This window comes from Mycolicibacterium alvei, assembly GCF_010727325.1.
Lineage (GTDB): Bacteria > Actinomycetota > Actinomycetes > Mycobacteriales > Mycobacteriaceae > Mycobacterium > Mycobacterium alvei.
Genome location: NZ_AP022565.1, coordinates 5,409,218 through 5,433,892, shown reverse-complemented (window position 1 = coordinate 5,433,892; position 24,675 = coordinate 5,409,218). Strand labels below are relative to the sequence as shown.

Sequence of the window (24,675 nt, the reverse complement as noted above, 5' to 3'; positions counted from 1 at the left end):
CGGTCTGTGGTAGCGCGCACGCTACCGCAGACGCCGGGCCAGGCCTCCCGGCATCCCCACGTGACTAAAGATGCGCATCTGGTGGCGGCTGGAGGGGGTGAATTGAAGGCAGGGGAATCCCCTGATTGCTCCGGGTTGCATCCGCCAGTTACTTTCTAGTGGCTGGAAGGCGTCACTGTGTCGCCGCCGAGGGGGGACCTAGTGTTTACAGCAGTACGACCGTGTCTGAGCGCGGGTATCGCACTGGTGGGGGCCAGCGTCATCGCCGTCACACCCCTCAGCCCCCCGCCCGCGGCGTCGGTGGTGGCGAGCCCAGTGGTGCAACTCGCCGCGATCCCGAGCCCGCTACAGCTCTACCCGCAGGTTCTTGAGACAACGCTGGCGAACGTTGACGCCCAGTTCGAGTACTACTTCGGCGAACCCTTCCCGATCATCGGTGCAACCCTCGAGAACTATGCGCAGGCGTTCGAGGACGCCGTCACCGCATTGCAGTCCGGCAGGTCCGACGAACTCTTCGTCTCCGTGACCCGTATCGTCCTGCAACCGTTGAGGAGCATCGTGCTGAGCACCGGGGGACTTCTCAGCGCGTATTATCTGCCGTCGCACCTCCTCAAAAACCTGTTCGGCGCCGCGATCGGCCCACTGTTGAACGGCATCGCCGCAACAGGTCTTGCGATCGCTGACGTTTTCGAGGCGATCACCACATTCGACGTCGTCGGACTCGTCAATGCCGTCATCAACATCCCGGCCCGCATCATCGACGGTGTGCTCAACGGTGTGCCGGGGACTTCGTTCGGCTCCTTCGACAACCTTCCCGGGCTGCTGACTCCGAGGTTCACTCGTCCTTATAGTTCAAGCCTCATCACCCTATTGATCCGCCTGGACCAGGAAATGGGCCGGGCGATCACGCCGATTCCGCCGTTTCCGCCGTCGGCTATCAACACGTGGTCCGGTCCCGAGGTGCAAACCATGATGCTCACCGCCGAGCCGGAAACCGAACCTGTTGCGGTGCAAGAGCAGTTGCCAACAGCGGACGAAGCCGTGCTGGACGGGAGGGGCCCGGTGACGGAAGAACTCGACCTGCCGACGTTCGACGTGCCCGACGACGTGCCCGGCGACCTACCCGGCGACCTGCCCGGCGACGACGTGCCCGGGGACGGCGTGCCCGAAGAAGTAGCGCTCGGGGAAGACCTCTCCGAGGAAGCCGACGACCTCGTCAAGGAAGAACCCGCACTCGCGCCGGAACAGGCTCTCACCGATACGGAACTCACAGACGACGAGCCGTCGTCACCCGCTCCGACCGATGAGGCGAAGGACCCCGGCAGCGAGACCAACGGCTAGTCGACAGGCGGAAAGTCCTCGGCGATGGCCGAAGCCGATTCGTCGATGATCGCGCGCATCGCCCGCTCGGCCTGCGCATGCTCGCCCATCCTGATCGCCCGCGCGACCTCGTCGTGCAAGGCGATCGCCGCGATGTTGGGCTTCTCCGGCATCATGCCGTGATGGGTCCGGCCTGCGAGCACCTCGGCGACTACACCGTTGAGTGCCCTGAACATCTCGTTCCCGCTGGCCTCCAGCAGAGTCTGATGGAACAGCTTGTCCGCCAGCAGATAGGCGTCGAGGTCACCGGTTCGCCCGTGCACCACCATGTCTGACACCGCTGCAGCCATGATCCGGCACTGATGCGGGTTTGCGCGCCGGGCAGCCAACGCGGCCGCGGCCGGTTCGAACCCCAGCCGCAACTCCGAGAGAGAAACCAGTTGCGCCGTGCGATCGCCGACGTCGAGCCGCCAGCGGATCACGACGGGATCGAAGACGTTCCACTTCTGCGCGGGCTGGACGGTGATCCCGACGCGGCGCCGAGATTCGACCATGCCCATCGATTCCAGCACGCGAATCGCCTCACGCGCGACGCTGCGGGATACACCGTGCTCAGAGCTCACCGCCTCGAGGGTGAGAACGCAGCCCGGCGGGTACTTACCCGACACGATGCCCCTCCCCAACGCAGTCACCAGACTGCCGTGGAGAGCGCCGGCATTGGGCCTATCGAGCACTGGCTGATCATGCCAGACCGCTCCTAACGGCCGAAAGAGGTATTGATTTGAATGAACTGGTTGCAATGATCTGACTATTACGGTTCACCGTGTGACGGCACACACACTGATTGGGGCAGGGGTCATGGCCATTCCGATCGTCGTCATGGGAGTTTCCGGGTCCGGCAAGTCGACCGTGGGCGCGGCGCTGGCACAGCGGCTGCGCGTTCCCTTCGCCGACGCCGACGACTTCCATCCACCGGCCAACATCGCAAAGATGTCCGCCGGCCACGCACTCGACGACGACGACCGGCACCCCTGGCTGGAGTCGATCGGGCAGTGGTTGGCCCGCAACCCCGACGGCGGGGTGATGAGCTGCTCGGCCCTGAAACGCGCCTACCGGGATCAGCTGCGCAGACACTGCCCGGACATCGAGTTCCTGCACCTCGTCGGGTCGGTTGACACCATCGGCAGGCGACAGGCCAGCCGACCGGGGCACTTCATGCCGGCCGCGCTGCTGGAGTCCCAGTTTCAGACGCTGGAGCCCCTCGAATCCGACGAGCGCGGGCTCGCCATCGAAGTCGACCAGAGCATTGACGCCATCGTCGAAAAGTATGTCAGCACAACAGGTTCCGCGACAGCCGAGGAGGACCGATGATTCCAGGCAATGACATCGCTGTGGTGAGGGGGCGTCATGGAGGCGATTGATCCGGCGTACGGAACCGGCACACTGCTGCTGATCGCCGCAGGCGCGGTCGCGCTGTTGCTGTTCCTCATCATCAAGGTGAAACTGCACGCCTTCATCGCATTGGTGCTGGTCAGCCTGTTGACGGCGCTCGCCGCCGGGATTCCCGTCGCCGATGTTCCGAGCGCACTGTCTTTCGGCTTCTCCAACACACTCGGCTCGGTGGCGCTGCTCGTCGGATTCGGTGTGATGATCGGCCGGCTCCTCGAGATCACCGGCGGCGCGCAGGTTCTCGCCGACACCCTGATCGGGCGGTTCGGCGAAAAGCGCGCGCCGCTCGCTCTTGGTGCGGCGGCCCTGCTGTTCGGCTTCCCGATCTTCTTCGATGCCGGGCTGGTCGTTTTCCTGCCCATCATCATGACGGTCGCGCGGCGCTTCGGCGGATCGCTTCTGCTGTATGCCTTCCCGGCCGCTGGAGCCTTCGCGGCCATGCACGCCCTGGTCCCGCCACATCCCGGTCCGGTGGCGGCGGCCGAACTGCTCGGGGCCAACATCGGTCTCACCTTGCTCATCGGCGCCCCGGTGGCCGTCGCCTCCTGGTACGTCGGCGCGTACCTGGTGTCCCAGTTCATCGGCAGGCGAGTGCACGTCGACATACCCACCTCGTTGTTCGGTGAGATCAACGGCGGGCGCGACGCCGACGGCACGCCGGGGGCAGGCGCCACCGCGACTGCCACCCGCACCGCCCCTTCTTTCATCACGGTGCTCGGCGTGTTGCTGCTGCCGTTCGTGCTGATCTCGTTCAACACCGTGCTCGGCACCCTCATGACCGCCAGGGTGATCGAAGAAGGCGCGACCTGGGCGGAGTACCTGAAGTTGATCGGCACGACGTCAATCGCGTTGCTGATCACCGTGATCGTGGCGACTCTGACGCTGGGATTGCGCGGCCGGTCGATGGCCACCGTCAGCGAGATTCTCGACAAGGCGCTCGGTCCGATCTGCGCGGTCATTCTCATCACCGGCGCCGGCGGGATGTTCGGCGGCGTGCTGCGGCTCAGCGGGATCGGCGACGCGCTGAGCGGTTCGCTGTCGAATCTCGGAATCTCGCTGATCCTGCAGGCGTTCGTGATCTCCACACTGCTGCGTGTCGCGCAGGGATCGGCGACCGTCGCGCTGACGACGACCGCCGGCCTGCTCAGTGCGGCGGTCGCCGCGGCCCAGCTGAGCAACCTCCAGCTCACAGCGTTGGTGATGGCGATCGCGGCCGGTGCCACGGTGCTGTCGCACGTCAACGACTCCGGGTTCTGGTTGGTCAGCCGGTTCTTCGGCATGGACGTCAAGACCACCCTCAAGACCTGGACGGTGATGGAGACGACGTTGGGGCTCAGCGCCTTCGCGATCAGCCTCGGCTTGTGGGCGGTGGCGTGACGGTCGAGTGCCGCGCTGCCGCCGCTTTCGGGTGGTCTCAGCAGAGAACTCAGGCTGCAAGGACGGCTTCGTAATCCCAGCGGCTGGGTGACTTGAAGCCCGGCGGCATCCATTCGGTGAACCAGATGCCGCCGGGATGCGCGACGTTTGTGGGCGCCACTCCGAGCAACTCCTGCACCTCCCTGTAGGGCAGTGGCAGCAACTCTTCCCACGGGGCCGCCATGAGGCAGTCGGCACGTCGGCCGCGTTCGACCGCCTGCTCGTAGCAGCGCAGTTTGAACCGGGGCGAGGCCCCCGGGGTCGCCATGGCGAACATGCGCCCCATGTGCTTCACCGCACCCGCAGGTTCCATTTGGCCGCAATGGAATCCGAGGTTGAGGACCTCACCGACCATGTCGGGACCGTAGCCGCTGATGGTGTGGAACAGATCGTGGACTGCTGTGCCCCGGCGGATCATGTAGTAGAAGTCCTCATCCCAGCCGTTCTTCTCGGCGAGCGGACGGATGATGTCGGCCTCGCTGAACACGCCCGCGTCCAGCCGGTTCGTCTGCAGGAATGAGTGGTAGGCATGCCCCAGCGAGCCGTGCGGCAACGAAGCCAGATAGTCGTCGTCCGCGAGAACACCAAGCAGGTCCGGATGGTCACGGAACAGCTTGCGGCCATTCGGATGAACGCGAACCTGATGGTATGCCCGAGCGAAGACCGGTGCCTCCACCGCCAGGAAAGCCTCGTAGATCTGTTCGGTGTACCTGCCGGGCAACAGGAATATTCGCCAGCAGGACATGAGAGTCCGCCAGCTGCGCCGGTCGGGCACGCCAGGGCCAGAACCGAGTTGGACGGCGGGGTGGGTGGTAGCTGGCGACATGAATTGTTCCCTTCACTGAGCAGGACTGGATGCGGACGTCCACACCCGGGCCGGTTTTCGGCCGAACCGGGCAGGCACGGAACCCAAACAGGCGGTCATCGCGCCGCCCTCGCGGTGAGCAGAAAATGAAGCAGCACCGTCTCGCCCTTACGCCGCCGCCAGATAGTGCGGCAAAGCAGCGTGTCGTCCGTGAGGCGTCGAACGTCGGCGGCCAGCGCGCGCAGGGGTCGGGGGGTTCCGGATACGTTGTAGTCGATGATGACGTGCCTCGGATCGCCGGGCCGCCGACGCACACCGAAGAAGAGGCCCTGCCGCCCGGCGGCGAACTGGTTGTACCCTGCCGTGCCCGAGAAGACCTTTCCTTCGAAGACCGCAGGCATATGTCGGTTGAGCCAGCGGCGCAACGGATTCCACAGCACAGGGCACCCGCCGATGCCACGGATGGTCAACAGCTCGACCTCGAACAGCCCGTGCAGCCCCTCCGATGACGGTGACTCGAGCCGATCGAACTCCGCATCGAGCGCACCGGCGGTGGCCACGCGAAGCCACGGAAGCAGAACGCGGTCCAGCTCCTGCGCCGGATTCCCGGCCGCAGAGAGTGACACCGGAAGCCTGGTCGGCCCCGGGGCCGTCCGTGCCGGCTCAGTCATCGCATTCTCCTGTCGATGGGCGGACAACGCCACTTCCCATACGGCGCAGTATGGATACGGTTCCGTATGAATACGGTAGAGTACGATCATCGCCGAGACAACCGACGAGGCCGGGAATCTTCAGGCCTGAGACCCGCCGCGGGAGGGCCATGGAACAGCGCAGCCGGCGCAAGACCAAGCGACTCTCGGCCGAGGACTGGGTCTGTGCGGCGCTGGAAGCTCTTGGACGCAGTGGCTGTGCCGGCGTCGCGGTCGAGCCTCTGGCCGCGACGCTTGGAGTGACAAAAGGCAGCTTCTATTCGCACTTCCGTGATCGCGACGAACTGCTCCGCGCGGCGCTGGGCCGATGGCGCGATGACGATACGGCGCGGTTGGAGCGGCTGATGCGCGAGGGCGGGTCTGCGGGTGCGGCACTCAACGCGGTGCTGGCGGACATGTTCGACAACGATTCCGCCGGAAGGATATTCGTCAATGTCTGCGCAGCCGGAGCGGATCCGCTCGTGGCCCCGTACGCCCTTGACCACGCCCTTCACAAGGTCGACGCCCTGACCGATCTGTTGCGCCGGGCAGGACGAGGCCGCCAGGACGCCCTCCGTAGCGCGGAACTCACCTACACCGCCTACATCGGCTACTGGCGGATCAAGAGCATGTTCCCGCCAGGCGATCCCGGTGTTCTACCCGGCTATCTCGAGAACCTACGAAAACAGCTGGTACCCCGGACTGCAGGCTGACCGACCGGCGTGGCTTCCGGCGACCCCGTCAGGTGACGAGCTTCGACCTGAAGCTCCTGTTCCAATTTCTCATACCGCCGGACAGCTGCCTGACATCCTTGTACCCGTGCTCTTCGAATATTCGCACCGCGGGAATGCTCCGATGCGCCGAAAGGCATATCGGCACCAGAAGTACTTCCTTGTCGAAATCCAGGTCGCCGATTCGAGACGCAAGCTCTGTGATCGGAATGTTCACGGCACCGCGCAGATGCCCTGATCTCCATTCCGTCTGACTTCTCACGTCGACAAGTTGAATCGCGCTCGGGTCGGACTCGATGAGTCCGTTCACAGCTTCTGGGTGGATCTCACCCACACGGCCGAGCGGGATCCACTTGACGAATCGGTAGAAGATACTGTTCATCTGCTTGCCACCCTTACTGGTGAAGGTCAATCCAATGCATACGGCACTTGTGAGGGAGTCGCTGAATCACCGTCTGCCCGAACGCCGAAACCGGCGCAGGACATAGCGCGGCGACTCCCGGCGGATCAAGGAGAGCGCGAGAAACATCGGCAAGGTCACCGCCCAGGCGAACACGGACACCACGAGTTCGTCGCGGAGGCGGCTGTCTTCGACGGGCTCGCCCGCGATGCGGGCCCGTAGCGCGTCGAAGGTGTTGGTGCTGCGATTGAAAATCGTCATGATTCGCGCGATGGTCTCGATCCGACCGCGGTACGCCGCATCGAATTCGACGGCGACCGCGGTCTGGAGCAGCGGCGCGACTGGACCGAAGTCGTTCCTCACCAGCGCCTCGGCGTAGGTCGTGGCCAGCCACCGTGGATCACCAGGTGAGCCGCAGGTCTGCTCGAGGTGCGAGTCGGCGTGGCCTTCGATCCCCGAGATCACCGACAACGGCAACCCCGTGTGCAACGCCCATTCACGATGGATGAATGCACAGTAGCGGCAGTCGTGGGCATGCGAGACCGCGAGCATGATGGCCTCGCGGGTCTGCCGATCTACCTTGTGGCGGAACCAGATCCCGCCTCCGGTGGTCCAGCGCACCCGCCTGAGATCCGCACCCAACTGCCGAACGGTGTACGTCCGCTTGTTGAAGAGGTCGTAGATCCGTTCGGGTGGCACGGGACTGTCGCTGTCGATCGTCAGTCCGCCCGGATCCGACGCCGCGAAGCGCCTTCGGTGAGAACGGTCCATAACAACTCACTAACCTCTCCTGCCGTCTTGGCCGGCGGGTGGTCTGCAGTCCAGTTCAACGCGCCCAGCCATAGCGCCCGCAGCGTGGGAATGTCGATGTCGGCGGAGATGTAGCCGGCGCCGGCCGCTTCGTAGAACAAGCCGTCGAAGAGCGCGAACAACCTTTCGTGTAGCTGCGCGGCGCGTTCTCGGTCTCCGCCTTTCAGTGCGCGCCAGTCGTAGAGCAGGACGTAGAGGGCGTCGTCTCCGCACCACAGGGTGTCCAGATAGGCCGTCATCGCCGCGCGCATCCGGTCGGCGACATCGTGTTTGTCGGCGATCGCCTGCCGGATGGCCTGGGTAGTGCGCTCGACGGCGCTCTCCATGACGGCAACCAGCAGCACTTCCTTCTTGGCATACCGGTATTGCAGACTTCCCAACAGCATTCCGGCGTCGTCGGCGACCTCTCGAACCGTCGTGGCGACGTATCCCTGCGACCGGAATCTACGGGCGGCACTCATCAGGATTCGTGTGCGCGCTTCCGCGGCGCGGTTCTTCTCGGCGATGACGACGTCCTCCTGCTCAGGCTTGGTCGGCATCCTACTTCCCATCCCGACCTCGACCGAGGACAGTGGAGCGGGTTTCAACAACGTCCTCCTAGGCCTCGAGGGTGAAGTAAAGCAACTCTCGCGCGCCGTAGCTGGCACGGCACAGGTAGCGGCCGGGCGCGAGCGTACGGATTTCCGCTTCGAGTTTGCGCAGGAGTCGCGGATTGCTCATCCGGTCATAGCACAGTCGGGTGTGCCGCTCCCCGTATTCGATGCTGTAGCTGAACCGTTGAAACCTCCCCGTCGAGGTCAACCAGACGTTCGCGCCGTCGCATCCGTCAAAGGCTTTGCCGTACCAGGGAAAACGGGAACGAGGCGCGACAACTGAGATCAACCGCCGCAACGGACCCGGCAGCGAGCCCGCGCCCGACACCGCCACCACGCGCCCTCGGTACACACCCTGGAGGGCCTCCTCGCGTGGTGCGGCGAGTTCGTCGAAGAGCTCTGCGCACTCCTGAATGGGGATTACCGTCGCACCGCGTCCGCCCGGGATCGCGGTGCCCGGCACCGCCGGAATCTCCACCGCGGTCGCGACCTGCTGTTGGGCCTCCGGGGTGGCCATCACGCGGCCTGACCGTTGCGCGTCGGATCGCCGGCGGTGAATGCCCGGAACTCTCTCAGCAGCCGTAGCGGTGACTTACGCAGGATCAGGCTGAGTACGGGCACGATGACTGGCCCGACTGCAAAAAGCGCTGCAGTGATCGCGATCTCGGCGGGAATCGATTCCGAGGCGGGCACCCCGCGTAGTCGCGACGCGAGAGCGTCCATCGTGTTTGCCGATCGATTGACGATGTGCATGACCAGGGCCACCGCCTCGACGTTGCGCTGCTCTCCACGGGAGTGGTGCTTCCCCACATCCGCGAGCACCTCAGCTGGCACGCTCTGAAAGTTGCTCTCCGCAAGCGACCTCGCATACACCAGGGCGCTCCACCGCGCGCGGTCGAAATGCGCAGGATCGGTGCCCTCCAGCTGTGCGATCTCCTCGTCGGAGACTCCGGCCCTGATGGCCCATTCTTGATGGACGAAGCTGCAGTACCGGCAACCATTGGTGCGGGCGACCGTCAGCATGACCTCCTCGCGAAACGCGGGGTCCATCCTCCGTAAACCCCAGACCAACCCGGCCCGGGGGGCCAAGGGGACGAATCGCCGGGCCGAAGCTGCCAGTTGGCGCAGTGTGTAGGTGTTGCCGATACGCTTCCCCTCCCCGCGGAGGGATGTTTGCCTGTTCAAGTTCTCCGGATTCCCTTCACATTGATCGCGCCGACCTCATCACCAGTGTTTGGTCACCTGACCAAGGGTAGTGGGGTCTTGAGGGCCGGTCAAGCCCGGCCGCCGTACTCGGGTCGGAGCGATTCGGACAACTCCACGAGAGGGACCTCGACGATGACGGTGCCACCATCCATCGACCAGACGAATCGATCGCGCGGGATCGTTTCTTGGTGCGCCATCGGCGCGTCAGGCATGTACAGGATCAGCGCGTCGCCCGACAGGGCGAAGGCTCGGTAGCCGCCCGTAAAGCCAAGGCCGTCAGGGCCCGGTTCCCATTCCCCGACGGTGAACGGGTAGGTGCCGGGCTGATGTGGAGGCGGGGCGGCGTCGAGCACGGGTGGCAACAACGGGCGCGCCGCCGCGGCAATCACGTCCAGGGGGTCGACGCCGGGCCGGAACAGACCGGCCAGGGCGAGCCGGCGACCGGTGGCGGTGTCGAAGACGAACGGCCGGTACGCACTGTTGGCCTGAACGCCGGCAGGTTGCCACACCTCGCGGACGACCAGCGACTGAACGGTGCCGGGCCCGACGTGCCGTTCGAAGTAGGCGCCTGCGCTGCTGTCGCGCACCATGGTGGCGCCGGTTTTTCGCCACGCGTTCATGAGATTGCGGTAGTAGTCCCGCATGGGTGCGGCGAAGGCCGGGCTGTCGGACAACTCGGCGGGGAGTGCGAGCGAGATGGTCATCTCCGCCCCGCGGTTGGAGCGAACCGAGGCTGTGCAATTGGTCCCGTCCCACGCTCCATCCAGTTCGACGCAGAACCGCTCAGATGACGCCGACGCCATCGGAGCAGTCGTCACCAACGCCGCCGCGCCTGCCAGCGCCACCAGTGCCGGAAGCGGATTCACGGCAACTCCACCTTGCTGGCGAGCCACTCGCCACCGACCTTCTGCATGGTCATTCTGATGCGGCTGCGGTCGATACGCGGCTCGGGCACCACGAGATTCGACACGGACTGATCGACGAACAACAGAACTTCGACGCGGTCGTCGTCGGTGGATCGCACTGCTGCGTCGATGACAGTGCCGTGCGCTGTGGCCTCGTTGTCGATCAGGAGCTGACGTAGCTGGCCGCTCGACTGGGCATACATGGCCTTGAACTCGCCGGTCGCCCCGTCGAGCACACTCGCGAAGTTCTCGTCGATGGCGTTGGTGTCGATGCTGGTGAGTGTCACGGCGTAGTTCCTCGCGGCTTCGAGCGCCTGTTGAGCGGCGACATTCCTGTCGTGCTGTTGATAAAGCAGCCAGCCTTCGTACCCTGCCCCCGCCACCAGCGCGGCCATGGCGATACCGGCGACCCAGCGCATTCTGGGGCGGCGACGCCGACCGACGGTTGGTCCGTCGTGGTCCGGCGGCGGCGACACATCAGGGTCGGGCTGGTCGCCGCCGGCCGAGCGATCCGGCTCTTGCGAATCGTCGGCTTGGCCTGGCTCGTGCCCACCCGCGGAGTGTGCGCCTTCGCCTCCGGCGACCGCAGTGTCGATATCGGGCTGAACCGCATTGTCGATGGATCCCATTTCGAGGTTGCCTCCCTATCGGCCGGCTTCACCGGTCGTGGCGTTGTCGGGCGCGGGCGACGGCGCGGCCTCGCCCGGTATGGGCAGCGGCCAGCGCGGGCCGCCGTACGGTGTCGGCACCGTCCACTTGCCCGGCGGAGTGGGGTCGGTGGTCTTGTCGGGTGCGGCATCCGGCGGGGGTCCGGCGGTGTCGTCACCGGCGGGCCGCGGCGCGTTGCGGGCACCCCGGACCAGCACTGACGGATCCTTGTTGTCGCAGTAGGTGTATTGCAGCGGTTCCGGATAGTCGGCTGCGGACGGCACACCGCGTGGCACCGGATAGTCACAGGTGTAGCGGGGGTAGATGTCGGCGAGCGCCCAGATTGCGCCGTCGTGAAATATCGTGGCGATGTTCTCCAGTACGGAGCCGCGGACAGAGATTTCGGGGAACAGGGCGTTAAGGGCCGGTACGCGTACGTAGGACAGCCGAGCGACCGTAGTCAGGCTGCCCAGCAGTTCGACCATGGTTTCCGAGTTGTTCTGGAAGAGGGTGTCCACCGCGTTGAGGGTCTGCGGGCCCTGCGCCACCAACTGCCGGAATCCGCCGTCCATTCCACGTATTCCGTTCAATACACTGCCCAGGTGGTCCGCGGTGGCCTCCAGTCCGGGATTGACGTCGGCGATCGTCGAGAACGAGATGCGACTGTTCCTGACGAGGCTGACGGTCTGCGGGAGCACCCCATCGAGGGTGGAGAGCAGAAACGTTCCGCCGTCGAAGATCGCACCGAGCTTCTCCGGCCCCTGCGGGCTGACCCCCAGTTCCCTACGGATGGTGGCGAGCTTCTGTGGATCTAGCTGTGCCAGTGCACCATCCGCGTTGGCCAGGGTCTGGGCGAGAGTGACTGGGATCTCCGCGCGACCAGGTTCGATCACGCTGCCGTCAGCGAGGAACGGGCCTCCGCTGGTCTGCGGGCGGAAGTCGAGGTACTGCTCACCCGCCGGCGACAGCCCCGACACCCGCACCGCCGTGTCGACCGGGATCCTGGTTCTCCCGTCGATCAGCGCGACCGCGGTGACACCGGCATCGTCGAGCTCGACCGCCTCGACGCGCCCGACCGGTACGCCACGCAGTGTGACGTCCTGATTGGGTAGCAGGCCGCCGGACTCGGCCAACGGCACCCGCACCCTGATGCCCGGTCGGGTTGGGTCGACCCCGAGGGCCCCGAACGTCAGGTATGTCAGGCCGCCGATGAGGATCGCGATCAGCGACAGCGCAGACACAGCGGTACGGGCCCGCCTGACCGACGCGGTGGCGACGCGGAGAAGTCGGGTGCCTCGGTCGATCATGGCTTCTGCCCGACGACACGTTCCTGCAACCGGTACAGCACATACTTGAGGCTTCCCACCAGGTATTGCCAGTCGGCCCGTTTGGGTCCGTGAAAGTTCGGGTCGCCCAGGTAGCCGATGTCAGGCCAATTGCCGAGGGCGAGCTTGGCGATGTTGACATCGACGGCGATGGATGTGCCGGAGGTCGCGCGGATGAGCATCGGCAGGAGCCGGTTCACGGCCGCCAGACTGGTGTCGGGGCTCAGCACGACGTCGTTGAGAGCACGCGAGACGGCGCTGAGGTCGGCGATGGTGCTACGGGTGTCGGTGCCCTGCAGCGACGGAAACTTCGCCAGGTGCGTCGCGATGTCCCCGGCGACGTCGACCGTGTCGGCAAGTTGGCCGGCGTCGACCGCCGCGAGTGCGGGTGCGGTCGATTCGAGCAGATCGTCGATGGTGTTCTGGCGGCTGTTGAGTGTGTCGACCAGACGGGTGGTGGTCTCCAGGGAGTCCTGGATCTGCTCGGATCGGTCGCCGAGGGTGCCCATCAGCGTGGCTGACTGATCGATGAGGTCACCGAAGACGTCGCCGTTGTTGCCGGCGGCTCTGCCGAGGCTGTTGACGAGTTTGGTCATGTCTCGCACCACTCCTCCGTTCACCAGCACGGCGGCGGAGCTGAGTACCTCTTCGACGGTGGCCGCTGACGCTGTCGACCGCAGCTCGATGGTGTCGCCGTCAGCGAGGAACTCGGCTTCCGGCTGTGATGGTGGCTTGATCGCGACGAATACGTCGCCCAGCGGTGTGGCGGTGCGCAGCTCGGCCACCGAACCCTTGGGTAAGCGCACGCCGCTGCGCACCCGCATCGTGACGACCGCTGTGTAGTCCTGGGCGCTCATCGACACCACCTCGCCGATATCGGCGCCTGCCAGCCGCACCTTCGCCTTCCCGGGAAGGTTCAGCGCGTTGGCGAAATGCGCGGTGAGGGTGTACGAATCAGCCGACACGGACGGCGCCGGCAGCGGCATGTCACTGAGAGTCGGTGCCGCGCAACCGGCCAACGTCACGGAAACGACCGTGGCGATCGCGCCCGGCAACACCCTAAGCCGCCAAACTCTGGTGCCGCTCATCACCCCTGACCCATCCGCACCATCGAATCGAGCATGTGCGTGAGCCCGAAGTCGGGGCCGTAATCCTGCAGAGTGCCGGTGCTGCAGCCCAGCTGTCGCAGCCCCATCAGGTTGCACACCTCTTTGGTCAGCTGACTGTCGAACAGGATCTTGTCGACGAGGGCGTGCACCCGCAGCGACCCGTTGACCGGGTCGATCGTGTTGTAGACGTTGTCGAGCATCAGCGGCAGAACATCGAACGCCTCGGCCAACTGGCGCTGGTTGTCATCGACTGCGGTGAGGATGGAATTCGAGTTCTGCACGGCCGCCTTGATGGTCTCGTCGTGCGTCTCGAGCAACTCACCGGCCTGAGTGAGGACCTCGTTTGCCTTCCGTCCCGTTTCACCGGTCCCGAATTGCTCGGCAGCAAGGATCTCACTGGTGGAGCGCACGAAAGAACCGAATTGCCGGACGGTTTCGTCGTTGGCGGACATCGCATCGGTGAGAGAGCTGAGGTCGCCGACGATCCTTGTGATCTGGTCCCGGGTGTGGACGCCGTCAGAGGTCATCCGAAGGGCCTCTGACAACTCTTCCAGAGCGGTCTTGATGTTGCTCCCGTTGTCGGACGCCACTGATGCGCCCGCACTCACCAGGTCGGCGAGCGGTCCACCCCCGGCACCGTCGCCGCGCAGGTCACCGGCGAGGTCGTCGATCATCTGCAACACGCGGTCGAAGCCGACCGGCGTGCGGGTGCGGTCAAGCGTGATCAGATCATGGTCCCGCAGAACCGGGCCTGTCGTGTACGGCGGCGACAGCTCGACCCTGCGGTCGGTGAGTACCGACGTCGAGATCGTCACCGCCATAACGTCGGCCGGCACTTTGAACTCATCGTCGATCTCGAGTGTGACGTCCACATGCGAGTCTCTCGGTGTCACGTCGACGACAGAGCCGACCTGCATTCCGAGAACCTCGACCGCGTTTCCTGCATACAGCCCTGATGCCTCGTCGAACTGAGCGGTGACGGTGATGGACCCGCCTGCCGCCTTGGTGGCGGAAACCACCGCGAATGCCGCCGCCACCGCAACCAGACAAGCGGCGCACGCGATCACGATGCGTCTCATTTGCAGTCCTTGAAATATTCCACGAGGTCGAACTGCTGTGCGCGTCCGCTGATCGCGCACAACCAGTCATCGACGATCAATCCGTTCCTGGCGTTGAACTCGAGCGCCGGTGAGAACCCGGTGGCGTTGGTGACGTTGCGGATGGGAATGGGCATCACCTGCAGCAGATTGCGGAAGAGGTCGTCATGGTCGCTGACCAGTGCGGTCAGATCTCGCAGGTTGACCAGCAACTCCTCGAACGCCGGTCCATCGTTCACGACGATCTTGCTGAGCAACTCGACGATCCGTGTCACCGACTCCATCAACCCCTGAAATGCTTCGCGGCGTGACACGAACTCCGCCAACAGGTCTCGTCCTTGAAACACCAGCTGGCCCAAACTGGCCTGCTGCCTGCGCAGGGTGGTGGTGATCGTCGCGGTCGCCCGCAGAAGATCGCCGATCTGGTCACGTCGCTCGGCGATGATGCCGGACAGGGCCCTGAGGTTGGTCATCGCTTGCGGCAGCGAGGCTGGTAGCCCGTCAAGCTGACTGGCGAACACCTCGATGGCCATGGCCATCTGTTCCGTGTCAATGCTCTCGAACGTGGGGGTTGCGTCGGCAAGCAGCGCCTGCAGGTCGTAGGGGATCTCGGTGTATGACAGTGGGATCGTGCTGTCGGCCAGTGGTTTCACTCCGCTCGGCCGCAACTCGACATAGCGTGACCCCAGCAGTGTGGTGAGCTTGATCGCTGCTCTGGTGTTCTCGCCCATCACCACGTCGCTACGAACCTTGAGCTGCACGACGACCTTCTCGCCTGCCAGCGCGATGCTTTTCACCTCTCCGACGCTGACACCTGCGACGCTGACGTAATCACCGGCCCGCAACTGTGCGGCCTGGGCGAACTCCGCCCGATAAACGGTGTAGCCGAATCCCGCGAAGCGGACCATCAGCAGGGCGGCGACCATCACCACTACGACTGCAAGGGCTGTTGTTCCCACCCAGAACGGGCGATGGGGCCCCAGTGGGCGGCGCGGCCTGTCGGTGCGTATGCGTGAACTGAGAGTCATTGGGCGGGTCGACATTTCTGTGACTGCTTCACCACGTTGCCGGGTGAGGCCAATTCGACGATTCTGGGCACCAGGTTGTTGAGCCCCGGGAAGAACCCCATCATGTTGAGACTGCAGACATAGGCGTTGCCGTAGCTGCCTTCCTGCGATACCCGTGCCAGACCTTTGAGCAGCAACGGGAGATTGGCGCCCAAGAACGCAATCTGGTCACGTTCTGACACAATATGTTTCGCGATCCCGGGTTCACGGTATGCGAACTCGGACAGCTGTGGATAGACGCCCTCACCGATGGTGGCCAAGCGGGCGGCTGCTCCCGTGAGCGATCCCACCGAGTCGACCAGGGTCTGTCGGCGGAGATTGAGTTCGGTGATCATCCGCCGCGCATTGGTGACAACACTGTCGAGATTGGCGTCCTGCCGTGCGAGATTCTCGGTAGCGGCCTTGAGGCCCGTGATCATGTTGTGCAGCACCTCATCACGCTCGGCGAACACCGCCGATACCTCGGTGGCCTGCACCACCAGGCTGGCGATTGCGCCGGAGTCGCCCTGGAACGCGTCGATGAGAGCCTGCGACAGGGCGTCGGCTTGCTGTGGGTCAAGCAGCGTGAACAGCGGTTCGAAACCGTTGAGCAGAGCACCGACGTCGAAGGACGGCTCGGTCTGATCCAAACCGAGCTCACTGCCCGGGGGCAGCCCACGATCTGCCGGTCCCCGTGGCCCGCCCAGGAGTCCCAGGTAGCGCTGGCCGACGATGTTCTGATACCGGACCGAGACCACGGTGTGGGGGTAGATCTGCTGGTCGCGCTGCAGCCGGAACATCACCCTGGCGATGTCGCCGTCGAGCGCGACGGAATCGACGCGACCGACCCGCACACCCGCGACCCGTACGTCGTCGCCCTCTCGCAGTCCCGTGACATCGGTGAACAGCGCCGAATAGGCGTCCGTGGGGCCGGCGGTGTCACGGCGAAGACTGCCATACACCAGGGCGGTCAGTACGACGGCGACAACGACGAAGATGACGAACCCGACTATCGGCAGGTGGATCTTGGCCTTCATCCCGGGCCTCCTGGGCCCCGGTGTGTGCCGACGTTGACCGTGGTGCCGCGTGCGAGTGGACCCAGCAGCAGATGTTGGGCACTGCTCGGCTCCTCCCCCAGGATCAAGGCGAGTTGGCCCCGTTCGGCTGGGCTTCCCACCGGCCCGACATTGCCGCCGTATCCCGCCGGGGCGACGACACCCGCCGACGGCGGCGCGCCCGGCGGCGGCGCCAGATCCGGCGGCGGAATGTAGCTGCCCGGCAACAGCGGATCCGGGAGCGCATATCGCGTCGGCGCCTCCGGCGCGGTGTGACAGCTCGGCGCATCCAGTGCCCCGTACCGAGGACAGTCTGACCGCACGTACGTTCTGGCCGGGGAGAATGAGACGACGACGTCGATACCGAGCAGCTGTCGCTGTTCGTCCCAACCGTGCTCCATGACTTTGTCCGACAATTGCTTCAGGCGCGTCGCAATCGGGAGCTGTTTGTCCTGATGCACCGCGAAGACTCCGAGTACCGGCTCCAGATTGGTCGAGATTTCTATCATCTGGTCGACATGGTTTCCCAGCGCGCTTGACGTGGTTCTGCCGGTGCGCAGGCCTCCGGCAAGCAAGGCATTGAGTTCGGCGTCCTTCTCGGCCACGGTGCGCAACGGGGTGACTGCCGGCTGGAGGGCGTCGGTGACGGTGGGCATACTGGACTCCAACGCGCCGGCCATCTCAGTCAACGCCGAAATCGTGGACGGCTGCGCGGAATCCGGCGCCACCAACCCGTTGAACTCGGCGAGCATCCGCTGCAGGTGCGCACCCGAGCGCAGAAGCCTGTCGCCACGGCCGTCGGTCGCGTCGGCGAGCAGCTCGATGAGGCCCACGGGCGGATCGAGGTGGTCACGTTCGGTCGCGGCGAGGATGTCTCGCATTCTGGTGATCGTCGTCTGGAACAACACCGTGGGCAGTTCCGTGTCTTCGGTGATGGTTGCGCCGGCGCGCAGCGGTTGCCCGGCGCCATTGTCGACAAGCTGGACCGAGGACACCGCGAAGACGTTGCTGGGTACGACTCTCGCGGTGACGGATTCTGGAATCGCCTTGGCGGCATCTGGTTTGAGATCGATGTGGACGATGTTGGGTCGGTCGCCGCTGGCCGGCTCCACCCCGGTCACCGCGCCGACGAGCACACCGCGAAACTTCACATCGGCGCGTTGTGGCAGTCCATCCCCCACGTTCGTCAGCTCCGCGCTCACGGTGACGCGGGCGTCCAGGTCCCCACGCGATTTGGCTACCAACGCTCCTGTGACGAGCGCAGCGACGATGATCAGCACAACACCGCCAACGAGCAGTTGGCGGTCAGACCATCCCCGCCTGTCGGGGTCGATCCGGTTCATGGTTACCCCCCGAACCTCGCGCCGGCGTCGACTCCCCAGAACGCCATGGTCAACAGCATGTTCACCACGACCACCATGGTGATCGCCGCCCGCATGGCATGTCCGGCCGCGACACCGACTCCTTCAGGACCGCCTGCGGCGAAGAATCCGAAGTAGCACTGGATCGTTGATGCAATCCACACAAACACAACGGCTTTGATCACTGAATAGACAATGTCGGTACCGCTCAACATCATCGAGAAGTAGTGCATGTAGGCGCCGGCGGACCCACCGCCTGAGAACCCGACGACGGTCTGCGCTGCGATGTAACTGATGGCCAGGCACATGATGTAGAGCGGTACGACAGCCACCGCGGAGGCCAGCAGTCGGGTTGTCACCAGGAACGGGACGGGACGAATGGCCAGTGACTCCAGGGCGTCGATCTCCTCGTTGATCCGCATGGCACCAAGCTGTGCGGTGAAGCGGCAGCCCGACTGCATCGCGAAGGCGAGCGCTGCCATCAGGGGAGCCAGTTCCCGCGTCGAAACCAGCGACGAGACGAATCCGGTTGCCGGTCCCAACCCGAGCAGATCCAGCATGCTGTAGGCCTCGATGCCGATGAGCGCACCGGCGGTGACGCCGAGGACAGCGGCCACTCCCGCAGTCCCGCCGCCCGCGACGATGGAACCGTTGCCCCAGGTGACGTCGGACATCAGGCGGAAGAACTCGCGGCGGTAATGCCGCAACGCAATCGGGATCGCCGTGACGGCTTCGACGAAGAACGCCAACAAGTGGCCGAGTTGTCGGACCGAGAGCACGGTCCGGCGCAACGCCGAAGCCAACGTCCGCACACCGACGGGTAGATATGTTGCCGCCGTCATGGCATCACAGCCCGTACCTGGGAAACAGGAGGACATACAACTGACTGATCATCACGTTGACCAGCATCAGGACCAGGATTGACTCCACCACGGCGGCATTCACCGAGTTCGCCACGCCGGCCGGCCCGCCGCGGGTGCGTAATCCTTTGTCACACGCCACAACAGCGACGATCAACCCGAACAGCACAGCCTTCATCAAGGCCAGCATGAGATCGCCGACCGTGGCAAACGACGAGAACGTCGTGACGAAGCTTCCCGGTGCCCCGTACTGGACGTAGACGTTGAACAAGTAGCTGGCGAGAAACCCGACGAAACAGGTGATGCCGGTCAGTCCGATGGCAACCACCATGGCCGCTGCGGCGCGCGGTACGACGAGTCTGCGCACCACGGAGACGCCCATCACCTCCATCGCGTCGATCTCGTCTCGCATCGTCCGTGACCCCAGGTCGGCACAGATGGCCGAGCCGACTGCCGACGCCATCAACACGGCGGCCACCAGCGAGGCGCCCTGCCGGACGACCGCGAGCCCGCTGGCCGCTCCGGCCAGCGACGTTGCCCCGACCTGCCCGGCCAGCAAGGCGAATTGAATGGACAACGTGACACCGATGGGAATCGCGACCATCAGGGTCGGCACGACCGCACTGCCGGCCATGAACGCACCCTGCCTGGCGAACTCCTGCCACGGGAACCGGAGGGTCAACAAATCGACCGCAAGGTGCCGTAAGCAGCGCGTCCCGAGAACAACCTGGTGGCCCACGGTCTCGACAGCCGCTACGGGGTGTGCACGCACATATCCGCTGACCGACCGGGTGAATTCGGCCCGGCTCTTCGCGACGGCCGCATCATCGCGCAGCGGTGTCGTCGTGCTGCATGCTGACCGGTCCTCGGGCGGAAACACTCTCGCCGCGGGAGTCACGTTCACGCACCGACCATCAGCGCCGCCTGCCGTTCGGCCATCGCCGCGATCGTCAGAGACGGCGGAACCCCGGGGGCCGCGGGGTAGATGGAGCCGTCGGCGATGAACAGCCCGGGGCAGCCGAACACGGCACCCCGATGGTCGACCACTCCGTCATCAGGTGTGCGCCCTATCGAGGCGCCTCCGACGGGATGCACGGTGAGCACACGGTCGCTGCTGTCACCGAGGGGCCAGTTCGGTCGGAACCTGGACGCGCGGTAGGCCTCGGCGATTCTCCTCACCCGGTCATTCGTGCGGGCGTAGAACTCGTGGTTGGTCGCTTTGTAGGGGTCTGCGAACGGTGATCCCTGCGCAGACTGCAGCTCTGTCGTGGGCTCGGGTCCCGTGGAGAACAAGAAGACGGTGTGAGACAGCCACTGCCGCAGAGGCTTAGGTAACGGGAGCTGGTCGATCGGCGGCGCGGCCTCACCGACGAAACCTCCGTCGGCGAGGCGGTGGACGCTTTGAAACATCGCGTGATGGCCGTGATGCTCAGCCGATCTGGTGCCGCTGACCATCGCAAGATAGTCACCGTTGCCGGAGAAGTTCCTACCCAGAGCCGGGGGCAGCCGCCGCATGCTCCGATGCCTGTCCCGCGCACCGAACAGAAGCCGCAGCGTTCCGATGGTTCCGGCGGCCAGAATGAGTCGCGGCACGACGACGACGTGGTCGGTCCCTGCCGAATGGTCGTGCCACAGCACCTCATAGCGGTGCTCGTCGCCTGCGATGCCGATCACTTCACACAATGCCCGGATCTCTGCGCCGTGCCGCTGCGCCAACGACAGGTAGGTGATGTCCAGTGTCGTCTTGGCCCCGTACTCGCATCCGATCGCACACCCGCCACAAGCACGACAGGTGGGCTGAAGATCGCCCAGCGCGTTCTCTCGTGGCTGCGGATTCCTCGGATCGCCGAACTGGATCGCCATCGTCGCGGCCTCCGCGGGTCCGAGGCCAGCCCGGGCGAGACCTTCGTCGAAGACCTGTCGAGATGGCACCACGTGCGGCACCTGCTGTGGTCGTTGCATCGACTCGACCAGTCCGAAGTACGGGGCCATCTCGTCATCGGACATGTCAGCCGGGAAATACTCGTCGAAGAAGCCTGCCGCGGGTCGGGACTGGTAACCCGCATAGACCAGCGATCCACCCCCGACGCCACTGCCGACGACACTGGTCACACCGGGCCAAAGGTGAACGTCGAACAACCCCCGCGGGGACGACCACAGGACGCGCTCGCCGCGTTGGTCGGTGCGAGTCAACGTGCGCAGGTATCCAGGGGCGCCGACCAGACCACGCGGATACGGTCGCGTGACGTCGTCGCGATCCGGGTCGCCCGCCGGACCCCACCACGGCCCGCGTTCCAGAACCAGCACCTTCATCCCGACCTCGCTCAACCGCGCCGCGGTGACAGCGCCGCCGAAACCCGAGCCCACGACCACGGCATCGAAGCGCCGTTCTGTACGAATTGAACTGGAATTCAAGGGCTTAACACTCCATCGGGGCTGGATCGATTGCCCGTACACGGCCCATGGCCAAGCAGTGATGGTGGACGTTCTCGGTCCTGCCGCGGTTCCTGGAGTATCCGCAACGCTTCTGTTGGCCGAGTCGTTCACCGCCGAGGCGGGTCGGGGTTTCGGGCTGATCGCGATTTGGTTGACTGACCAAACCGTAGACATGTCCGAAGCCAATTGCAACACTAGATCTCGTACGAATTCCGCTCTAAGGCTGCACTACCTTTCGGATATCGAATACGAAGAGCCGCCAGGAGAACCGGGGCCTCTGCATCGCCGCTCCGGTGATGCCTCCATGGTCAGGCGACTATAGCTTCACGCGCGGACGTTCGAATGAACAGCCGAATGCAGTCAGGCCCGGGGGCAGACACACTCGGCGCGGTCAACGGCGGAGTAGCCCATCGCGCGCATGACGGACCGGGTATGAGCGGCGTAGAGGGCATCGGTGTCAGCCCAGAGCAGAGGAAGATTCCCGAACGACTCCGACACGAGAAATCCGAGAATGGAGGCCCAGGCATTGAGGACGACCGCAATCGTCTCGGCAGAGTGGCTGTTTGCTTGGCTCGCGTTGAGAAAGTCACCGAGCGGACCGGTTTGGGGGCGGTCCGGAACGTCGCGTTGATCCAGATCGATGACACCAGCTGCGAGGGCCTCGGCATAGGTGTCGAGCACCATGGCGGCGGCTCGACTCGCGGCCGGACCAGTCACCTCGGCGGGGGCATGGTAGCCGGCGATGGGTGTGCCGAAGATCAGTGCGAACTCGGCCTGGTTGTCCGATGCCCACCTGCGAATCGCCCAGGATGTCACCCACCATTTTCGAGCGGGCGGCTCGGAACTACAGCCACGGCGCGCAGCAGCGATCGCATCGCCCAGCGACGTATAGGCGTCGACACACAGCGCGCCGATGAGACATGACTGGTTGTCGAAGTACCGGTATATCGCCGCGGAGGTCATGCGCATGTCGCGCGCAATAGCACGAAGGGACAGACCGCCGGCGCCGTGATCGGCGAGTTGCCTGCGTGCCAGCGTCTTGATCTCGTCGATCGTCTCCTGGCGCCGCGCCTCTCGCCGCGATGGCTTCCGCGCGTTCTCAGCACCCGCCATCTGAGCTTGCCCTCCACTGTCGCGCCGGCGGCCACGTCTCGGTCCCCGTCTCCCTTGACAGTCTACGGTGCGCACTCATACTTTGTGATCGGCAGATACGTTGTAATCGGTGATAACTTTATGGAGGCTTGCGCCTGATGCCCGAGTCCGTTCATGGGTTCGATTCCAGCTCCTCAGCAATGAAACAAGTGCCGGCGGCGAACCTGCCGAGGCGCGGGTTTCGCAAGCGTATCTACAGCGTGCCCCAGCTGATGGACGACGCACTCGTGCTGGTCGGCCGAGGTCCGAACGTCGCCCGCCCCTGGCGGGAGCACACGATCGACCCAGCGCTGCGGGAACGGGTCATGTTCGCGGTGGCAACCGTCAACGAATGCCGCTTCTGTGCCTACGTCCACAACGAGCTCGCCCTGAAGAACGGGGCGGACCGAGATGAGTTGGCACGGCTGGTGGCTCTGGACTCCGCGGCGGTCACCGACGCCGATCTCGTGGCGGTGGCATGGGCACAGAGCCGCGCCGAGGCCGACCTCGGTCCTGCCGGCAGCCATCTGCAGGACGCCCTGCGCGAGCACTACTCCGCACTGCAACGCGCCGACCTCGACACGGTTGTTCGCGTCATGACTCTGTCCAACCGCGCCGGCAATACGTTGGAGGCGCTGCTTGAGCGGCTCCACGGCCGACCCGCGGCCAACAGCCGACTCGTGGACGAAATGCTGGTGGGCTGCGGCTATTTCGTAGGGGCGCTCCTGGTGGGCATCTCGCTGGCCCTGCAACGACGGACCTCGCCGCTGGGAATCATCAAGGAGTTCCTCAATTTTCGTCGTGAGAAGGGCTTATCACATGCCATCCGCTGAGCACACCTGGGACGCTGTGGTCGTCGGGTCCGGGTTCGGCGGTTCGATCACCGCTGCCCGGCTTGCCCAGAGCGGGCTGCGCGTCCTGATCCTCGAGCGAGGCGGCTGGTGGCACAACATGCCGGGGACCTTGCCCCCGCCAGGCTCGCCTGGCCGCCGTTCCAAGAATGCACTGCGAATGCTGCGCGGAGTGCACTGGGCGACACCACATGTGGCGCGCACGGTCACCGTCGCCCATGGAGGTCTCTACGAGCTGCATCAGTTCGACAAGATCTCCTGCCTGGTCGCCAGCGGGGTCGGCGGTGGCTCACTCGTGTACACCGACATGCAGGTCAGGCCGCCGGACGCCTACTTCGCCGCCTATCCACCGGAGATCACCGCAGCCGAGATGAGCCCGCATTTCGACTCGGTGAAGCGGATGCTGGGCGCAGCACCCATCGCCGACCGGTCACCGCGCCGCGAAGCGTTCGAGAAGGCGCTCGCCATGGCTGATCTCGGCCCGCCCCACCATCCGGATCTGGCGCTGCACTCCGACGCGCCCACCGCCACCGACCCGAAGGCGTTCACGCGGTCCACGCTCGACCGCAACTACCTGCCGCTGGCCACCGGATGTGGCGCGGAACTCCGCGCGCTGAGCGAGGTGACAGCGATCGGCCCCCACGAAGGCGGCTGGCAGATCCGCTACCGCGACCACGCCGCCCGCCGTACCTATGTCGAGTCAACCACGCGGCTGGTGCTCGCGGCCGGCACCCTCGGAACCTTGCGCCTCCTGTTCGCCGGTCGCGACAGGCACCGCACCCTGCCCCGACTGGGTCGCGCGCTGGGATCGCGGTTCAATCCGAACGGCGATATGGCAACGCTGCTGGCCGGCACGCCCAAGGACCGCGGCACCCGGACCGAACCCACAGTGACGGCACTCCTGCATCGAACCCTTGCCGAGCACACGGCGATCACCGGGGCGTTCGGACTCCCGCTCAATCAGTTCGAGCTTCCGAAAGCTGCGGCACGCGCGATCGATCGCGGCACCATCCTTTTCAGCATGGGTTCGGGAACCATGTCCGCACAGGTCGCCTTCGACGGACACCGACTGCACATCCCCGAAGGGCGCGCCGACGACGCACACATCTACCACGAACTCGAGAACGACGTCGTGCGCCTGGCACGCGGATACGGCGCCAAACGCATCTTCGTCAACGCCCCGTTCGGCGCGCGCAGCGACCGGGCGTTCACGGTGCACCCACTCGGCGGAGCATCGATCGGCACCTCGCCGGCCGACGGTGTGGTCGACCACACCGGGGCCGTCTTCGGACATCCGGGCCTCTTCATCGCCGACGGGTCGATTCTGCCCTGTGCACCCGGCACGCCGCCGTCCATGACCATCGCCGCCCTGGCCGAACGCCAAAGCAGCTTCATCGCCGGATACCAACCGACCTCACGCAAGGAGCAATGA

Annotated in this window: 26 protein-coding genes; 6 read left to right on the top strand and 20 right to left on the bottom strand. The window is 65.1% G+C overall.

The genetic code is table 11. From position 1 onward, the window contains the following. Positions 1-201 precede the first annotated feature (201 nt). Positions 202-1,341, top strand: coding sequence for a hypothetical protein (locus G6N44_RS26010; protein WP_163669022.1), 1,140 nt, complete (start codon positions 202-204; stop codon positions 1,339-1,341). Here G6N44_RS26010 and G6N44_RS26005 read toward each other — a convergent pair. Next, entirely contained in the window at positions 1,338-2,054 is a 717-nt protein-coding gene (locus G6N44_RS26005) for a FadR/GntR family transcriptional regulator (protein ID WP_163669020.1), read from the bottom strand. The genes G6N44_RS26010 and G6N44_RS26005 overlap by 4 nt on opposite strands. Positions 2,055-2,178: 124 nt before the next feature. On the opposite strand from G6N44_RS26005, the gene G6N44_RS26000 reads away from it, so the two are divergent. Further along, positions 2,179-2,691 carry a gluconokinase gene (locus G6N44_RS26000; RefSeq protein WP_163669018.1) on the top strand — a complete coding sequence of 171 codons (513 nt, stop codon included), beginning with the start codon at positions 2,179-2,181 and terminating at the stop codon, positions 2,689-2,691. A 36-nt stretch (positions 2,692-2,727) separates the two neighbouring features. Beyond that, positions 2,728-4,146 (top strand): GntP family permease, encoded by a 1,419-nt coding sequence (locus tag G6N44_RS25995; RefSeq protein WP_163669016.1) that lies wholly within the window; start codon positions 2,728-2,730, stop codon positions 4,144-4,146. A 49-nt stretch (positions 4,147-4,195) separates the two neighbouring features. On the opposite strand, the gene G6N44_RS25990 is transcribed toward G6N44_RS25995, so the two are convergent. Both G6N44_RS25990 and G6N44_RS25985 read right to left on the bottom strand, forming a co-directional pair. Beyond that, positions 4,196-5,011: a Coq4 family protein gene (locus G6N44_RS25990; protein WP_163669014.1), complete on the bottom strand. Its 816-nt coding sequence runs from the start codon at positions 5,009-5,011 to the stop codon at positions 4,196-4,198. Between the two features lie 95 nt (positions 5,012-5,106). Continuing rightward, positions 5,107-5,661, bottom strand: coding sequence for a hypothetical protein (locus G6N44_RS25985; protein ID WP_163669013.1), 555 nt, complete (start codon positions 5,659-5,661; stop codon positions 5,107-5,109). A gap of 149 nt (positions 5,662-5,810) precedes the next feature. Between G6N44_RS25985 and G6N44_RS25980 the strand changes: the two genes are divergently transcribed. Further along, positions 5,811-6,392, top strand: coding sequence for a TetR/AcrR family transcriptional regulator (locus G6N44_RS25980; RefSeq protein WP_163669011.1), 582 nt, complete (start codon positions 5,811-5,813; stop codon positions 6,390-6,392). A 28-nt stretch (positions 6,393-6,420) separates the two neighbouring features. Here G6N44_RS25980 and G6N44_RS25975 read toward each other — a convergent pair whose 3' ends face one another. The 17 genes from G6N44_RS25975 to G6N44_RS25895 all read right to left on the bottom strand — a co-directional run bounded on the left by G6N44_RS25975 (position 6,421) and on the right by G6N44_RS25895 (position 22,374). Then, a complete protein-coding gene (locus tag G6N44_RS25975; RefSeq protein WP_163669009.1) occupies positions 6,421-6,792 on the bottom strand; it encodes a rhodanese-like domain-containing protein in 372 nt (123 codons plus the stop codon). 66 nt (positions 6,793-6,858) lie between these two features. Then, positions 6,859-7,581: a carboxymuconolactone decarboxylase family protein gene (locus tag G6N44_RS25970; RefSeq protein WP_163669007.1), complete on the bottom strand. Its 723-nt coding sequence runs from the start codon at positions 7,579-7,581 to the stop codon at positions 6,859-6,861. Then, entirely contained in the window at positions 7,530-8,207 is a 678-nt protein-coding gene (locus tag G6N44_RS25965) for a TetR/AcrR family transcriptional regulator (protein WP_163669005.1), read from the bottom strand. The genes G6N44_RS25970 and G6N44_RS25965 overlap by 52 nt, the downstream gene beginning before the upstream one ends. Before the next feature lie 10 nt (positions 8,208-8,217). Then, positions 8,218-8,730 (bottom strand): hypothetical protein, encoded by a 513-nt coding sequence (locus G6N44_RS25960; protein WP_163669003.1) that lies wholly within the window; start codon positions 8,728-8,730, stop codon positions 8,218-8,220. Continuing rightward, complete coding sequence (locus G6N44_RS25955; protein ID WP_163669001.1) at positions 8,730-9,263, bottom strand: carboxymuconolactone decarboxylase family protein; 534 nt, start codon at positions 9,261-9,263, stop codon at positions 8,730-8,732. Before G6N44_RS25955 ends, G6N44_RS25960 begins: the two co-directional genes overlap by 1 nt. A 224-nt stretch (positions 9,264-9,487) precedes the next feature. Next, entirely contained in the window at positions 9,488-10,285 is a 798-nt protein-coding gene (locus tag G6N44_RS25950; protein WP_235682879.1) for a hypothetical protein, read from the bottom strand. Next, a complete protein-coding gene (locus G6N44_RS25945; protein ID WP_163668999.1) occupies positions 10,282-10,953 on the bottom strand; it encodes an Rv1363c family protein in 672 nt (223 codons plus the stop codon). The genes G6N44_RS25950 and G6N44_RS25945 overlap by 4 nt, the downstream gene beginning before the upstream one ends. Before the next feature lie 15 nt (positions 10,954-10,968). Beyond that, positions 10,969-12,279 carry an MlaD family protein gene (locus G6N44_RS25940; protein ID WP_163668997.1) on the bottom strand — a complete coding sequence of 437 codons (1,311 nt, stop codon included), beginning with the start codon at positions 12,277-12,279 and terminating at the stop codon, positions 10,969-10,971. Beyond that, positions 12,276-13,385 (bottom strand): MlaD family protein, encoded by a 1,110-nt coding sequence (locus G6N44_RS25935; protein WP_163668996.1) that lies wholly within the window; start codon positions 13,383-13,385, stop codon positions 12,276-12,278. The genes G6N44_RS25940 and G6N44_RS25935 overlap by 4 nt, the downstream gene beginning before the upstream one ends. Then, entirely contained in the window at positions 13,385-14,485 is a 1,101-nt protein-coding gene (locus G6N44_RS25930) for an MCE family protein (protein ID WP_163668994.1), read from the bottom strand. The genes G6N44_RS25935 and G6N44_RS25930 overlap by 1 nt, the downstream gene beginning before the upstream one ends. Then, positions 14,482-15,531 (bottom strand): MCE family protein, encoded by a 1,050-nt coding sequence (locus G6N44_RS25925; RefSeq protein WP_163670353.1) that lies wholly within the window; start codon positions 15,529-15,531, stop codon positions 14,482-14,484. Before G6N44_RS25925 ends, G6N44_RS25930 begins: the two co-directional genes overlap by 4 nt. Continuing rightward, a complete protein-coding gene (locus G6N44_RS25920) occupies positions 15,528-16,586 on the bottom strand; it encodes an MCE family protein (protein WP_163668992.1) in 1,059 nt (352 codons plus the stop codon). The genes G6N44_RS25925 and G6N44_RS25920 overlap by 4 nt, the downstream gene beginning before the upstream one ends. Continuing rightward, positions 16,583-17,947 (bottom strand): MlaD family protein, encoded by a 1,365-nt coding sequence (locus tag G6N44_RS25915; protein ID WP_163668990.1) that lies wholly within the window; start codon positions 17,945-17,947, stop codon positions 16,583-16,585. Before G6N44_RS25915 ends, G6N44_RS25920 begins: the two co-directional genes overlap by 4 nt. 2 nt (positions 17,948-17,949) lie before the next feature. Beyond that, positions 17,950-18,807, bottom strand: coding sequence for an MlaE family ABC transporter permease (locus tag G6N44_RS25910; RefSeq protein ID WP_163668988.1), 858 nt, complete (start codon positions 18,805-18,807; stop codon positions 17,950-17,952). Between the two features lie 4 nt (positions 18,808-18,811). Beyond that, entirely contained in the window at positions 18,812-19,660 is an 849-nt protein-coding gene (locus G6N44_RS25905; RefSeq protein ID WP_163670351.1) for an MlaE family ABC transporter permease, read from the bottom strand. 65 nt (positions 19,661-19,725) lie between these two features. After that, positions 19,726-21,240 (bottom strand): GMC oxidoreductase, encoded by a 1,515-nt coding sequence (locus tag G6N44_RS25900; RefSeq protein ID WP_163668986.1) that lies wholly within the window; start codon positions 21,238-21,240, stop codon positions 19,726-19,728. A gap of 381 nt (positions 21,241-21,621) precedes the next feature. After that, entirely contained in the window at positions 21,622-22,374 is a 753-nt protein-coding gene (locus G6N44_RS25895; RefSeq protein WP_163668984.1) for a TetR/AcrR family transcriptional regulator, read from the bottom strand. Between the two features lie 137 nt (positions 22,375-22,511). Between G6N44_RS25895 and G6N44_RS25890 the strand changes: the two genes are divergently transcribed. Continuing rightward, entirely contained in the window at positions 22,512-23,225 is a 714-nt protein-coding gene (locus tag G6N44_RS25890; RefSeq protein WP_163668982.1) for a carboxymuconolactone decarboxylase family protein, read from the top strand. After that, on the top strand, positions 23,212-24,675 hold the full coding sequence (locus G6N44_RS25885; protein ID WP_163668980.1) for a GMC oxidoreductase: 1,464 nt from the start codon (positions 23,212-23,214) through the stop codon (positions 24,673-24,675). Before G6N44_RS25890 ends, G6N44_RS25885 begins: the two co-directional genes overlap by 14 nt.